Source organism: Mesorhizobium sp. M0207, from assembly GCF_040321995.1.
Taxonomy (GTDB): Bacteria; Pseudomonadota; Alphaproteobacteria; order Rhizobiales; family Rhizobiaceae; genus Mesorhizobium.
Genome location: NZ_JAMYSQ010000003.1, coordinates 359,164 through 373,038, shown reverse-complemented (window position 1 = coordinate 373,038; position 13,875 = coordinate 359,164). Strand labels below are relative to the sequence as shown.

9 protein-coding genes are annotated in these 13,875 nt (G+C 62.8%); 1 reads left to right on the top strand and 8 read right to left on the bottom strand.

What is annotated here, in order from left to right:
• Positions 1-77 precede the first annotated feature (77 nt).
• Positions 78-2,546 carry an adenylate/guanylate cyclase domain-containing protein gene (locus NKJ15_RS07890; RefSeq protein ID WP_352470705.1) on the top strand — a complete coding sequence of 823 codons (2,469 nt, stop codon included), beginning with the start codon at positions 78-80 and terminating at the stop codon, positions 2,544-2,546.
• 280 nt (positions 2,547-2,826) lie between these two features.
• On the opposite strand, the gene nadE is transcribed toward NKJ15_RS07890, so the two are convergent.
• The 8 genes from nadE to NKJ15_RS07850 all read right to left on the bottom strand — a co-directional run bounded on the left by nadE (position 2,827) and on the right by NKJ15_RS07850 (position 13,843).
• Entirely contained in the window at positions 2,827-3,834 is a 1,008-nt protein-coding gene (gene nadE / locus NKJ15_RS07885) for an NAD(+) synthase (protein ID WP_352470634.1), read from the bottom strand.
• Positions 3,831-5,393, bottom strand: coding sequence for a class I adenylate-forming enzyme family protein (locus NKJ15_RS07880; RefSeq protein WP_352470635.1), 1,563 nt, complete (start codon positions 5,391-5,393; stop codon positions 3,831-3,833). Before NKJ15_RS07880 ends, nadE begins: the two co-directional genes overlap by 4 nt.
• Positions 5,394-5,415: 22 nt before the next feature.
• On the bottom strand, positions 5,416-5,679 hold the full coding sequence (locus NKJ15_RS07875; RefSeq protein WP_352470706.1) for an acyl carrier protein: 264 nt from the start codon (positions 5,677-5,679) through the stop codon (positions 5,416-5,418).
• A gap of 19 nt (positions 5,680-5,698) precedes the next feature.
• Positions 5,699-7,636 carry an asparagine synthase (glutamine-hydrolyzing) gene (gene asnB / locus NKJ15_RS07870; RefSeq protein WP_352470636.1) on the bottom strand — a complete coding sequence of 646 codons (1,938 nt, stop codon included), beginning with the start codon at positions 7,634-7,636 and terminating at the stop codon, positions 5,699-5,701.
• 185 nt (positions 7,637-7,821) lie between these two features.
• Positions 7,822-8,793, bottom strand: coding sequence for an NAD-dependent epimerase/dehydratase family protein (locus NKJ15_RS07865; protein WP_352470637.1), 972 nt, complete (start codon positions 8,791-8,793; stop codon positions 7,822-7,824).
• Positions 8,794-8,902: 109 nt separating this feature from the next.
• Entirely contained in the window at positions 8,903-12,361 is a 3,459-nt protein-coding gene (smc, locus tag NKJ15_RS07860) for a chromosome segregation protein SMC (protein ID WP_352470638.1), read from the bottom strand.
• A 117-nt stretch (positions 12,362-12,478) separates the two neighbouring features.
• A complete protein-coding gene (locus tag NKJ15_RS07855; RefSeq protein ID WP_352470639.1) occupies positions 12,479-13,213 on the bottom strand; it encodes a DsbA family protein in 735 nt (244 codons plus the stop codon).
• A 129-nt stretch (positions 13,214-13,342) separates the two neighbouring features.
• On the bottom strand, positions 13,343-13,843 hold the full coding sequence (locus NKJ15_RS07850; protein WP_352470640.1) for a DUF721 domain-containing protein: 501 nt from the start codon (positions 13,841-13,843) through the stop codon (positions 13,343-13,345).
• Positions 13,844-13,875 lie beyond the last annotated feature (32 nt).

The window sequence follows — 13,875 nt, the reverse complement described above, 5'->3', positions numbered from 1 at the left end:
CGCTGATCGCCGGCGTGCCGGCTGAGATGTCTAGTCTGATGCAGACCAGTGTGGCCGGACTGTTCCGACTCGCCGAGATGCTTGAACGCCTCGGCATACGTGGCCGGCTGTTGCTCGCCTTTTTCGGGATCAGCGCCCTTGCGGTGCTGGCAACGGCTGCGGCGCTTTATGCCTTCCTCCAGGTTGGCGACGTCGTGGACCGAATTACCACGGATCGAGTGCCGTCGGCGCTCGCCTCCCTCCAGCTGTCGCGCCAGGCCGAACGGGTCGCTGCTGCCGCGCCATCGGTGCTGGCAGCGACAAGCAGGGCTCAGCACAGCGAGGTCTCGGCTGCCGTCGCGCTCGAGATGTCCCGCCTCGAGGCCCTGCGCACGGACCTCCGGGATGCCACGTTGGGCACAGTGCCTTTGGCCGAGATTGAGGAAGCCGCGATTGTTCTGAGGCGCAACCTGAAGGAGCTCGACTCTCTTGTTGTCGCCCGGCTCGACGTGGTCGCCCGCAAGGAGGAGCTCCTGAACCGCCTCGCCGCGACGACAACCGGAAGCCAGCGCCTTGTCGCCACCGGCATCCTAGTGATGGATTCCAGGCTGCCGCAATGGCGGGCGGTCGCGGCCGACACGTCGCTATCGCCCGATCGACGCGCAGCGGCGATGGCCGACCTGGTCCAGGCGATTGCGGCCTACATCCCCCAGCAGAAGGCGCAGCTGGAGATCTCGGCAGTCAACGACGCGCTGGTGAAGGTCGCGAACGCGCCGACGCCGGGCGACCTGGCGTTGATCCTTTTTCCGCTACGCCGTTCGCTCACTGCTCTTGAAAAGGTTTCCACGGAGATCGACGAAAAGCTGCGGACCCGCTTTCGGCAGCGTGTCGATGAGTTCAAGGGCTTGACCGACGGCGAGGACAGCATCCCCAAGGCGCGGGAGGACGAGTTTGCTGTCCTGGCACAGGGCGAAAGGCTTCTGGCCGAGAACAATCGACTGTCGCGCAATCTCACCGCTGGCGTCGATCGCCTGGTCGCCACGGCAGACCAGGAGATCGCTGCGTCCGGTCGCGAAGCCGCGCTCGTCCAGCGCTACGGCACCGCGGTTGTGCTCGGCTCCGCCTTCCTCAGCCTCCTGAGTTCGGTTCTGGTTGTCTGGCTCTATGTCGACCGCAGCCTCCTCGCCCGACTGGGGGCCGTGAGCCAGGGCATGCTCGCGATTGCGGGGGGCAACCTTCGTGCGCCGCTGCCAGCCGCGGGCAGCGACGAAATCGGGCGCATGGCCGAAGCGCTGAGACTTTTCCGGGATACTGCCGTCGAGGTCGAGGAAAAGAACCTGCGCGACGTTGCGGAAGCTCGTCAGCGGCTCATCGATGCCATCGAAAGCATCTCCGAAGGATTCGCTCTGTACGACGGGGAGGACCGGCTCGTCCTCAGCAACAGCCGCTACCGCGAATTGCTCTACGCCGGTCTGGAGACCGAACTGACGCCCGGCACGATATTCGAGCAAATCATTCGCCGATCCGCTGAGCGCGGCTACATCAGGGACGCCGAGGGGCGGGTCGAGGAGTGGGTCGCCGAGCGCCTCTCGCGGCACCGCAACCCTGGCGAACCTTGGGTGCAGCGGCGAGGCGACGGGCGATGGGTCATGATCAGCGAGCGGCGGATCAGCGCCGGCGGCACGGTCGCCGTCTATTCGGACATCACTGAGCTGAAGCAAAGGGAGGAGAACCTCGCCGAGAAATCCGTGGTTCTGGAGGCGCTTTCCAGCAAGCTGGCGAAGTATCTGGCGCCCCAAGTGTATCGCTCGATATTCACCGGCCGCCAGGAGGTCAGGATCGCCAGCCAGCGGAAGAAACTGACAATATGCTTCTCCGATATCGCGGGCTTTACCGAGACCACTGACAAAATGGAATCCGAGGATCTCACCCAACTCCTCAATCACTATTTGACGGAAATGTCGAAAATTGCTTCGGATCACGGCGCGACGATCGACAAATATGTCGGCGACGCGATCCTGATGTTTTTCGGCGATCCCGAGACTCGCGGCGTCAAGGAGGACGCGCTGGCTTGCGCGCAGATGGCACTTGCAATGCAAAAGCGGATTAGCGAGCTTGCCGAAGTCTGGCGGGACATGGGGATCGAAACACCGCTGCGCTGTCGCATCGGCATCCATACCGACTACTGCACCGTCGGTAACTTCGGCAGCGAGGACCGGATGGACTACACGATAATCGGCGGCGCCGTGAATCTCGCCTCGCGCCTGGAGCAGGAGGCGCCGCCGGGGACAATCCTCATTTCCTACGAGACGTTTGCGCAAGTGAAGGACGCAATCGACTGTGAAGAACTGGGGCAAGTCCAGGTCAAGGGGATCGCTTATCCCGTCGCCACCTACCGCGTCATCGATCTGAAGGCCAATTTGGCGGCCGCTCGTCGTGCTGTTCGGACCGAGCTGCCGCACTTCAGGTTGGAACTTGAACCGGAGCTGATGTCCCCTGACGAGCGTGGCGATGCCGCCAATGCACTTCGAGACGCGCTGGATCGGCTTCGTCACAAGCCTGGGTAGTAGGGCTTGGTCCACAACGACCCCTCCCAATGGACACAAGGAGTGGGATGTGGGACGCCGCTCATTGGCGCTGTCGATGCGAAGGCCGCAGAACGGTCGCGGTCAGTCTTCGAACTCGGGCGGAACGTCGGCATCGGAGCCGAGACTTAACATTCACGGCATCACTGGCATGGGTCCGGATATGGCGCAACGTGCTCGTTCTCGCAGATGAGACGAACGGCAACTTCCCGCCCATCTCGGCCATGACGGCGGCCTGGGACGTGGCCGGTCTCGAAGCAGGTCAGGTACCGAGTTCTTCGACTTCCTCGACGAGTTGCGGACGCATGTGCAGATAACGCGTCGCCTTGCGTTTGGCGATGATATCGGCCCAGACGTGTTCCACTTGTGAGGCGGCCAACCCCGCCGCCTGCCCCACCACCTCAGCCGCCACGCCGTTGTTGAGACCGTAAAGGCAAAGATCCATACGGTCATAGGGAAGCGAGAAGTAGAACTCCTCCTGGGTCTGCGCCAGCGAGTAGGTATCGGTGGTCGGAGGCCGGTTGCGGATTTCTTCCGGAATACCGAGATGGGCCGCAAGCGCATAGACCTGTGTTTTATAGAGGTGGGCAATCGGCTTGACGTCCGCGGCGCCGTCACCGTTCTTCACGAAGAAACCCTGATCGTATTCCAGCCGGTTCGGGGTTCCAAGAACGGCGAAGTTCAGGCGATCCGCATGATAGTATTCAATCTGCTTGCGGGTGCGCTGCTTCATATTGGTAGCGGCGACGACGCCGAGATAGACAGGCAGCGGCATTCTCCGTTTCGTCTGCTTGCCCTCCGGGTCTTGCACCACCAGGGACGAGATATTGTAGCCCCCGCCCTCAAGGGCGTTCGCGATCACGATCTTCGAAGCCCAGCCTTCGCCGTATTCCGGGACCAATTCGCGGATGAAGGCGTCGCGACGCCTGTAGCAGCCCATTGCGCGCAGGATCGGCCCGATATCCTCCGTCACAGCCTCGACACCGAAAGTTTCGGCGACGAGGCGGCCGAGCCGCAGACTTTCAGGATCGGAATCGCTTTCCGGCATGAACAGGCAAAGCACATTCTTGGGGCCAACGGCTCGTACCGCCAACGCGACCGACACGCTCGAATCGATCCCGCCCGAAAGACCGAGCACAAGGCCCCGCTTGCGAAGCCCGCGCAACTGCTGGCGCAAGGCCGTTACGATACGGTCCGTTTCGGTGATCAGGTCGATTGCCAGAGCCTGCGCCAGAAAGGTCCGCGCATCCTCGGTCGGGCGAACATTCATTGCGCGGCCTCCATGGTTTCTGCCGCAAGCCGACGGCTGACCTTGCCGGTATCGGTCTTCGGCAGCTCGCGGCGGAACTCGACGACCTTGGGGACCATGAAGTCCTCAAGGTGGCGTGCACAGTGACGTATGATATCCTTTTCGGTAAGCGCCGGGTCGGACCGTACTATAACTGCGCCGATCGCATGCCCGAGCACGGGATCCGGCACACCGACAACCACCGCTTCCGCGATGCCCGGATGAGCGTGAAGCACGGCTTCCACTTCCTTGGGCGCCACCTTCTCTCCCCGCGACTTTATGATGTCGTCCTTGCGGCCGACGAAATAAAGAAAGCCTTCCTCATCGGCCCTGAAAAGATCGCCGGTGTAGAGAACCTTCTCCCAAGGGTTCGGACCCCGGCGCAGGGCTCGTGCCGTCGCAGCTTCGTTTCGCCAATAACCCTGCATGACGTGCGGCCCGCGAATGACCAGCTCACCCGCTACGCCCGGCGGCACCCGTTGCCCCTCGTCGTCGACGACAAAGGCTTCGGTGTTCGGAATGGCTATTCCGACCGAGCCCGGCCGGCGGTCGAGCTCCTCGGGCGGCAGATAGGTGCAGCGCTTGCATTCCGTCAGGCCATACATCGAATAGAGCCTGACACCGGGGAAAAGGAACCGAAGGCGTTCTATGTGAGGCGGCGGCAAGGCAGCCGCCGTGTTGGAAATATAGCGAAGGCTGGGCAGGAAGCCCGGCGCCAGGTCCCTCAACTGCAGGATCATCGCTGCCATCGTGGGCACGAGCGGAAGCCCGGTGACGCCTTCCTGGCGGATGCGTTCAAAGACCGCCTGGGGAAAAGCGAAGGACTTCTCGAGCACGAGCGTGGCGCCGAGCCTGACGGCCATCAGCAATTGATAGAGGCCGTAGTCGAAAGCGAGGGGCAGAACATTCAAGATGATGTCGTCGGGCGAGTTGCGCAGGTAGTTGGTGATGGAGTCGGCCGCCGCGTCGCAATTGCGGTGCGTCATCATCACACCCTTGGGCCGGCCGGTCGAGCCCGAGGTGTAGATCAACATCGCAAGATCGACGTCAACGCCGCGATGGTCAATCTCCCTGACTTGGACCGTCAAGCACTCCGCCAGGGATGTGGCCCCTGCCGGGCATTGGCTATCGGCAGCAACGGTGGAAGCCACGAAGATGCCGGTCTTGCCGGAGGACGTCTCGCCGGAGGATCCGGACGCCTCGGCGACCACGGGCATCAGTCTTGCTTGCGTGAGGATCGCGGCGGCATCGCAATCGGCGATGATGTAGGCTAGCTTTTCGGCCTTGGTGGATGCGTTGATCGGACTGAAAGTCGCGCCTGCTTTAAGAACTGCGAAAATCGAAACCGCAGCCTCCCAGCAATTGTCCATGAAGATCAGCACCCGGTCGTCGCGCCTGACGCCATTCAAAAAAAGGGCGGCGGCCAAGCGGCTCGAGAGATCGTCCAGCTCTTTGTAGCACAGCCTTTTGTGCTCGGTGATCAATGCCGTTTTGGCTGGATGGGCAGCGGCCTTCGCCGTCAGAAAATGTTCGATCCGCACGGACGCTCCTCACCGATGGCGCCTATGCTGCCAGCGCTTCTGCTTTTGCCTTGACGAAGGCTGAGATACGGTCAATCGAATCCAGATTGGCCGGTACGATGTCGGCATCGACCATCGCTATGCCAAAATCATCCTCTATGAATGCCACTAGCTCCAACACGGCCGTCGAGTCGATGATGCCGTTCTCGATCAGTGATGCGGTGTCTGCAAGCTCGTAGGACGTGTCGCCGAACAGGAAGTTGTCGACGATAAAGGTTTTGACCTTGTCCTTGATTGCTACCATGATTTTTCATTCCCTCGATTTCTCAGGCCGCTCGTGCTTCACCGACCTTTTCGCCGGTGAAAATCTTCTGCCACAGTTGCGCCGACAAAATGCCGACGAAAGCCGCATTGTCGCGGAATCCGGACGCTGGCTGCAAGCGGCATTTCTCGTGCAGGTTCGCCACCGCCTTGGCGTTGAATAGTCCTCCGGAGGCGATACTCGCCTCGCTCAGCGAGTCGCGTACGTAGTCCAATTCTCCGGCTCCCACGAAGGAGCGGGCTTCCGGCGCCCGGTAAGGCTGTTTGGTGCGCTCGCGGATGGCCGTCGGAAGCAGGTGCTTGGCAGCTTTGCGCAATATGTGTTTTTCCACCAGTCCCTTCAGCTTCATCTCCGGCGGAAGTCTTGCCGCAAACTCCACCAAGCGATGGTCAAGGAAGGGGAACCGCCCTTCGATACCGTGCGCCATGGCCATGCGATCGCCCTGGCTGGAGAGGATGTAGCCCGGCAGGAGGAAGCGGGTTTCTAGATATTGCGCCTGATGCAGCGGATGCCACCGGGAAAACGCCTCAGGCAACCGGCTGGCCAGGTCCTCGGCTGCGTCATACCCCTTCAATGTCGCGCGCAGGTCACCGGAAAAGAACATCTTCGCCGCTGATGTGGTCTTGAAACGCGGCCGATGCGAGAACAGCGGATCGTCCAGGGCAGCGCTGCCGGTTCCGAAGAACGCAGCCAGGTACTCCACGGACTGCTGTTGCAGGCCCGGCAGATAGGGATAAAGCTTGCGGAACAGTTGTGGCCTTATGCGCGATGCCGGCTGTCGCGCGCAGAAACGGCGAACCCGCGCTTCCTTGAAGACATCATAGCCGGCAAAGACCTCGTCGGCGCCTTCGCCTGTCAGCACTACTTTCAAACCGGCCTGGCGAACGAGGCCGGACAGTTGATAGAGGGGGGCTGGGGCCGTGCGGATGATCGGCCGCTCGGTAAAGCGGATGACTTCGGGAAACGCACCGGCGATATCGCCGGCACGACACGCAATGGTTCGATGGCGTGTGCCAAGTGCTGACGCCATTTCGGTCTGGAAGGCGCTTTCGTCATGCTCGCCGCTGTCGAACGTCACGGAAAATGTCTGCAGCTTAAGAGGAGTCATGCCGGCCGCGAGTGCCGAAACGAGGGATGAATCGAGCCCGCCCGAAAGGTAAGAACCGACCGGCACGTCGGCGCGCATCCGAAGCCTCACCGCGTCGGTCAACAGGGCCTGCAGTTCCTCGGCCGCGTCGTCCTCATTGGTGATCTTCGATGGCCTATCCGGATACGGGTAGTCTAGGTGCCAATATGGTTTGACCGTGACTTGCCCCTGTGTCGCGATCATCACGCTTGCCGGCTCCAGCTCGTGGATGTTGCGGAAAGCCGTGCGTGGAGCGATCGGCGCCCACAGCGTAAAGATCTGGTCGAGTGCAATTGGATCGATTTCGGCCGAGACGCCGGGTACCGTCAGCAGGGCCTTTATCTCCGACGCAAAGTAGAGCACCCCGTCCTTGCTGGTGTAGAACAGCGGCCGAACACCCATGCGGTCTCTTGCAAGCACCATCCGCCGCCGCCGGTTATCCCAAATCGCGAAGGCGAAATCACCGTTCAGGAGCGACAGACAGTCTTCGCCCATCTCGTCATACAGCTGCAGGAGAACCTCTGTGTCGCTCGACGTGCGGAAGCGTCGGCCCTTGGCCAGCAGCCCTTCGCGCAATTCCACGTAGTTGAAGATCTCGCCGTTGAACGCAACCGTCAAATCGCCGGTTTCGTCGGACATCGGCTGCTGGCCATCACCAATCCCAATCACCGACAGCCGCGCATGCCCAAGTCCAGCCTCGGGCGCTACGAATTTCCCTTGTTCATCCGGCCCGCGATGGGCGATCGCAGACGTCATGCGCGCAAGCAAAGCTTCCGCATCCCGGACTGAACCGAAATAGCCCCCGAATCCGCACATCCACCCAGCTCATACTGAACAGCAAGCCACGAAACATAGCGGTCATAAGCGCCTCAAAGGTTAATCGGATACGTTTCAGCGAGCATGTGGTTAACAGGATGTTAGGACAAAATGATGCTTTTTGCGGACCGACTTGCGCCCCACTTCAGATGTCAGCTTGAAGGCATCACGGCGAGCGGTGCAAATCACTGCTTCGAGTACGGCCGGTACCAGTCGACAAACTTCTTCAGCCCGTCCTCTATCGAAACGCTAGGCCTGAAGCCGAAATCCCGCTCCAGCGCGGTCATGTCGGCGTAGGTCTTCTCGACGTCGCTCGCCTGCATCGGCTCGTTGTGGCGGATTGCCTTGACCTTGAGCAGCCTTTCCAGAATGTCGATGAAGTCGCCCAGACGCACCGGCCGGTTGTTGCCGACATTGTAGAGCCTGTTCGGCGGAACGTCAGCCGCCGGCGGCTTGTCGAGCACGGCGACAACCGCCTTCACAACATCGTCTATGTAGGTGAAATCGCGCCACATTTCGCCATTGTTGAAGACCCGGATCGGCTTGCCCTTGAGCATCGCCTGGGTGAACATCCAATAGGCCATGTCGGGACGGCCCCAGGGACCGTAGACCGTGAAAAACCGCAGGCCGGTCTGCGGTATGCCGAACAGATGGGCGTAGGTGTGGCTCATCAACTCATCGGTTTTCTTGGTGGCGGCGTAAAGCGAAACGGGCTTGTCGACCTGATCGGCTTCGCTGAACGGCACGCTGCGGTTGCCGCCATACACCGAGCTCGACGAGGCATAGACCAGATGCTCGAATGCCGGTTCGGCGCGACAGAATTCGAGCACTTCGAGGTGGCCCATGACATTGGAGCGGATATAGAGCCGCGGATTGTCGAGTGAGTGGCGCACGCCCGCCTGCGCGGCAAGGTGCACGATCCTAACGATGCCTTGCCCGGCCAAAGCGGCTGCAAGCGCGCCCTGTTCGGCAATATCGATCTGGTGGAACGAAAAATCCTTATGGGGCAGAAGGCCGGCAAGCCGCCCCTTTTTGAGCGCCAGGTCGTAATAGTCGTTCATATTGTCGACGCCGACGACCGCTTCTCCCCGGTCGAGCAGATGGTGGCAAACGTGGCTGCCAATGAACCCCGCGGCTCCGGTGACAAGTATAGGCAACAAGCTTCTCCACGCGCATAGCCGGGCCGGTATCTGGAGCGGCAGATCCGGCCCATTTTGTCGTGCTATAGTCGAAAGCCGAGGTGGAGACCACCATTAAGCTGATGCGTCAGCTTGCCTCGCGCATGGCTTCGGCCGCCTGCAGGTCAACCGACACCAGTTGGCTGACGCCTTGCTCGGCCATGGTCACCCCAAACAGCCGGTCCATGCGCGCCATGGTGATCGGGTTGTGTGTGATGATGACGAAGCGCGTTTCGGTGGTTGCGGCCATTTCGTCCATCAGATTGCAGAAACGCTCGACATTGTGGTCATCGAGCGGCGCGTCGACTTCGTCGAGCACGCAGATCGGCGCCGGGTTGGTCAGGAACACGGCGAAGATCAGCGACATCGCCGTCAACGCCTGCTCGCCGCCGGACAGCAGCGTCATCGTCTGCGGCTTCTTGCCGGGCGGACGCGCCAGGATCTCGAGCCCCGCTTCGAGCGGATCGTCGGACTCGATCAGTTGCAGCTCGGCGGTGCCGCCGCCGAACAGATGCGAAAACAGCCGTTGAAAATGGCCGTTGACCACCTCGAAGGCGGCGAGCAGCCGCTCGCGGCCTTCGCGGTTCAGGCTATGGATCGCCTGTCGCAGCTTCCGGATCGCCTCGATGATGTCGTCGCGCTCGGAGACGATGGTCTCCAGCCGGTCCGACAGTTCCTTCTGCTCCTCCTCGGCGCGCAGATTGACGGCACCGAGCCGTTCGCGTTCGACCTTCAGCCGGTCGAGCTGACGCTCGATCTCGGCCATTTCGGGCATCGGGCTGTCGGGTTCGAGGCCGGTGTGGCGGATAACCAGATGCGGCGGCGTGTTCAGCGTTTCCTGGATGCGCGCCTCGACTTCCAGCCGACGCTCGTCGGCGGCGGTCAGCCGCTCTTCGGCGCGAACGCGGGATTCGCGCGCCTCGGCCAGCGACTGGATGGCAGCAGTCGCAGCCTTGTCCAGCTCGGACTGGCGGTTCTCCGCTTCCTGCAAGCGGTCGCCCGCCGCCTTGCGCAGGCTTTCGGCCTCGGCGAGTTGCGACAGCAGGGCGCGCCGCTTGGCGTCGATCTCGTCGGGGGCGTCGGCCAGTTGCTCGCGCTCGGCCTCGGCCTCCGCCTTGCGTTCGCCGAGCGCGGCGATCTGTGTCGAGGCGTTTTCGGCTCGCTCCACCCAGTTGCACCGTTCCGCGCCGATGGCATCGAGCCGACGCGCACGTGCCTCGGCTTCCCGCCTCAGGCCCTCGTGAACGGCACGCGCATCGGCAAGGGCGGCGCGGTCGCGGGCGACGTTGGCCGCCGACTGCTCGAGCTGCAATTGCAGATCGCCGAGATCGGGCGCGTCCTGCAGCAGCATTTCCGCCTCGACGAATGCCGCCGCCGTTTCCTCATGGCTGTCGACAATGCGTGCGCGCGCCTCGTCAAGTGCTGCACGCCGGCTCGACAGCTCGCCGCCGGCTCTTTCGGCCTCGGCCAGCGTATTGCGGGCAGCATCGAGCCCGTGCTGGGCATCGCGTCCGGCCTGTCGGGCGTTGCGTTCGGCCTCGCTCGCCTGGGCACGCGCCTGTTCGGCCCGGGCAAGGGCTTGTTCAGCTTCGCGCAGGGCGCGCGTGGCATGGACTACTTCGGCATCGAGCTCGGCCAGCCGGTTTTTCTGCGCCAGCCGCTGCGCGGCGGCGGTCGGGGCATCGGCGCTGGCGGTGAAGCCGTCCCAACGCCAGAGCGCGCCTTCGCGGCTGACCAGCCGTTGACCGGGAGCAAGCAGCGTCTGCAGCCGTCTTCCGTCGGCGGCTTCGACAATGCCGATCTGGGCCAGCCTGCGGGCCAGCTGTGCCGGCGCACGCACAACGCTGGCGAGGCTCCTTATGCCTTCGGGCAATGCGGCGTCGGCAGGCTGGATTTCGCTCTGGCCCCAATGCACCGGCGCACTGCGGTCGAGCGGCACGTCGAGATCTTCGCCAAGCGCGGCACCCAGCGCCGTCTCGTAGCCACGCTCGACGCTGATCTGCTCCAGCACCGAGGGAAATAGATCGCCGCTGGCGGCGTTGAGGATCTTGGCCAGCGTGCGGGCCTCGGTTTCGATCCGCGCCAGCTCGGCCTTTGTGTCCTGAACCGGTGGGCGGGCAGCACTTTCGTCTGCACGCGCCTCGGCGACCGCCTGTTCGGCGGCAATGGCGGCTGCCTCGGCCTTTTCGAGCAGCGCCAGCGCCTGATCGACCAGTAGCCGCTTCTCGGCGGGATCGGGCAGGCCGGCGACCCTGGAGACGATCTCCGACAGTTCGCGGTCGACATCGGCAAGCTGGCGGGCAAAGCGGTCGCGGCGCTCAGCGGTGTCGCGCAGCGTCCGTTCGATCTGGTTGCGCGAGGCGGCAGCCTCCGCCCGTTCGGCGGTCAGCGCGGCGAGCCTGACCTCGCTCGAGGCAAGCGTCGATGCCGCCTGCTCGAAAGCCGCGCGGGTGCTGGCCTCGCGCTCGGCGGCGCCGGCGTTTTCGGCATTGAGCGCGGCTTCTTCGGCGGCGAGGCGTTCGAGGATATCCGCATTATCGCGGACCATGCGCTCCTCACGGGCAAGGTCGCCATCGAGCTGTTGCAGTCGGCGGTCGAGCTCTGCCTGGCGGGCGCGGATGCGGCCCGCCTCTTCCTCGATCTGCGCCTTGGCGATCGACAGACGCTGGAAGGCGGCGGCGGCAGCGGCTTCCGCATCGCGCAAGTCCGGCAGCCGGTGGGCGTTGATACCTTGTTCCCTGGCGGCAGCCATCTGGGCGGCGGCACGGTCGCCGACCAGCGCGGTGGCAATCGCCAGCGCCGAACGCGCTTCCCCTTCCTGCGTCTTGGCCAGCGTCCAGCGCAGATGCAGCAGCGTCGCTTCGGCCTTGCGGATGTCGGCCGACAGGTTCTTGAAGCGCGAGGCCTGGCGAGCCTGGCGTTTCAGGCTTTCAATCTGGCTTTCCAGCTCGCCGACGACGTCGTCCAGCCTTTCGAGGTTCTGTTCCGCCGCCTTCAGCCGCAGCTCGGCTTCGTGGCGGCGCGTATGCAGGCCGGAAATTCCGGCCGCCTCTTCCAGCAGCGCGCGGCGCGCTTGCGGCTTTGCCTGGATCAGCTCGCCGATGCGGCCCTGGCCGACCATCGAGGGCGAGCGGGCGCCGGTCGACTGGTCGGCGAACAGCAGCTGCACGTCCTTGGCGCGAGCCTCCTTGCCGTTGATGCGGTAGAGCGAGCCGGCCTCGCGCTCGATGCGGCGCGAGACCTGCAACTCATCGGCGTCGTTGAAGGCGGACGGCGCGGTGCGGTCGCTATTGTCGAGGAACAGCGTGACTTCGGCGGTGTTGCGGGCCGGACGCGTTCCCGAGCCGGAAAAGATGACGTCGTCCATGCCGGACGCACGCATGTTCTTGTAGGAGCTTTCGCCCATAACCCAGCGCAGCGCCTCGACCAGGTTCGACTTGCCGCAGCCGTTCGGCCCGACGATGCCGGTCAGGCCGCGTTCGATGACGAACTCGCCGGGTTCGACGAAGGATTTGAAGCCGAGCAGGCGAAGGCGCGAGAACTTCATTCGCGCCGGCCCATAGCCAAGTTTCGCAACGCTGTTCCGCGGTTTTGCAAGGAGACCCCGCGGCAAGACAAAGAAGTGCGTACGCCGAAGCGACGCCGCTTCGGCGCTGCCGAAACGTCAGAGCAGAGGGTCGATGATGGCCGACATTTCCGCAATCGACATCGCCCCTTTGTAGGTCTTTCCGTTGATGAAAAAGGTCGGTGTGGAATCGACCTTGAATTCGTCGGCGCCGCGCTTCTGGACGGATCTCACATCGTCCAGAAGTTTCTGGTCCGTCAAGCAGGCCTCGAAGGACTCCTGTGTAAAACCGGCAAGCTTGGCGATTTGCAGCAGCGCGTCCTTGGTATTGTTCACACCAACCCAGTTCGCCTGCTGCCTGAACAGCACATCGACCATCGGGAAATAGTTGTCCTTGGAGCATCGCGCCAGCATGAAACCGGCCTCCGCGCTGGGATCGAACGGAAACTCGCGCAGTATGTAACGGGCCTTGCCGGTGTCGATATATTTCGTCTTCAGCTCCGGAAAAGTGGTCTCGGCGAAATGCGCGCAATGCGGGCAGGTCATCGATGCATATTCGACTATGGTGACCTTTGCATCGTCCTTGCCGAGTTGCATGTCGGGCAATGCGCCGGGCTTCAGCAGTGCTGCCATATCGACCGTGCCCTGAGCCTCCGGCGCCGCCGCGGCGGCCGGAGCGGCCGGAGCGGCCGGCTTCGCAGGTTCCGGAGCCGCAGGCTTCACATCCTGCGCCTCGGCTTTCTCGCCCGAGTCGCTGCAGGCGGCAAGCAGCGCCACCGCTGGTATTGCGACCAGCGAAGTCAAAAGGTTTCTGCGGGACAAGGAACGGATCATACGAATCACCTGGCAATAGTTGGATTTTGCAATGCAAAGTCTACAAAAAGCGAGAGTTGGCGCGAATTAAGGCATTACCGCCCCTATTCCAATCGCCAAATCCGGGCATACCATCACGATAGCGCGAGATCACGGTTTCTTTTGACCGAGAATGGTGGCGCCAAGCCGCTCTAGCGAGGCGCGCAGCCCGCCGTCCTCGATCAAACCAACGGTGCCCGACAGCTTCGCTTTCTCGGCCGCAGTCAATGGCCGCAAACTGGGTTTCGGCTTGTCCTTGCCCGCCATTACCGGCTTCTGCACGATCCTGATCCGGCCGATCGCATTGAAACCGAGGAAGGCATTGACCCGGTTGATGATCTCGCCGGTCTCGTGCTGCAGATGCAGCGCCGCCACGCCCTCGCAGGCAACCACCAGCACCGCCGGTTCGAAAGGATCGTCCTCGTGCATGCGGCGCGGCCACTGGATCTTTTCCGGGCGCGAGCGGCCGGCAAGCCGCGGCCCAGCAATTTCTTCCCATGACTGGACCAGTCCGATCGACATACCGGCCCGTTTGCGCAGCACTGGGTCGAGGATCTCGGTTGCGAGATCGCTCACCGGAACGGGATTGCCGAAGGGCCTTTTCCCTGCCATTTGCGTTCTCCAGCTTCAGCACTAATGGATTA

What these genes read in the sequence shown, in the direction of transcription:
- smc (WP_352470638.1), bottom strand. Translation starts at nt 12,361, where the DNA reads ATGAAGTTCTCGCGCCTTCGCCTGCTCGGCTTCAAATCCTTCGTCGAA.
- NKJ15_RS07850 (WP_352470640.1), bottom strand. Translation starts at nt 13,843, where the DNA reads ATGGCAGGGAAAAGGCCCTTCGGCAATCCCGTTCCGGTGAGCGATCTC.
- NKJ15_RS07890 (WP_352470705.1), top strand. Translation starts at nt 78, where the DNA reads ATGCTTGAACGCCTCGGCATACGTGGCCGGCTGTTGCTCGCCTTTTTC.
- NKJ15_RS07855 (WP_352470639.1), bottom strand. Translation starts at nt 13,213, where the DNA reads ATGATCCGTTCCTTGTCCCGCAGAAACCTTTTGACTTCGCTGGTCGCA.
- asnB (WP_352470636.1), bottom strand. Translation starts at nt 7,636, where the DNA reads ATGTGCGGATTCGGGGGCTATTTCGGTTCAGTCCGGGATGCGGAAGCT.
- nadE (WP_352470634.1), bottom strand. Translation starts at nt 3,834, where the DNA reads ATGAATGTTCGCCCGACCGAGGATGCGCGGACCTTTCTGGCGCAGGCT.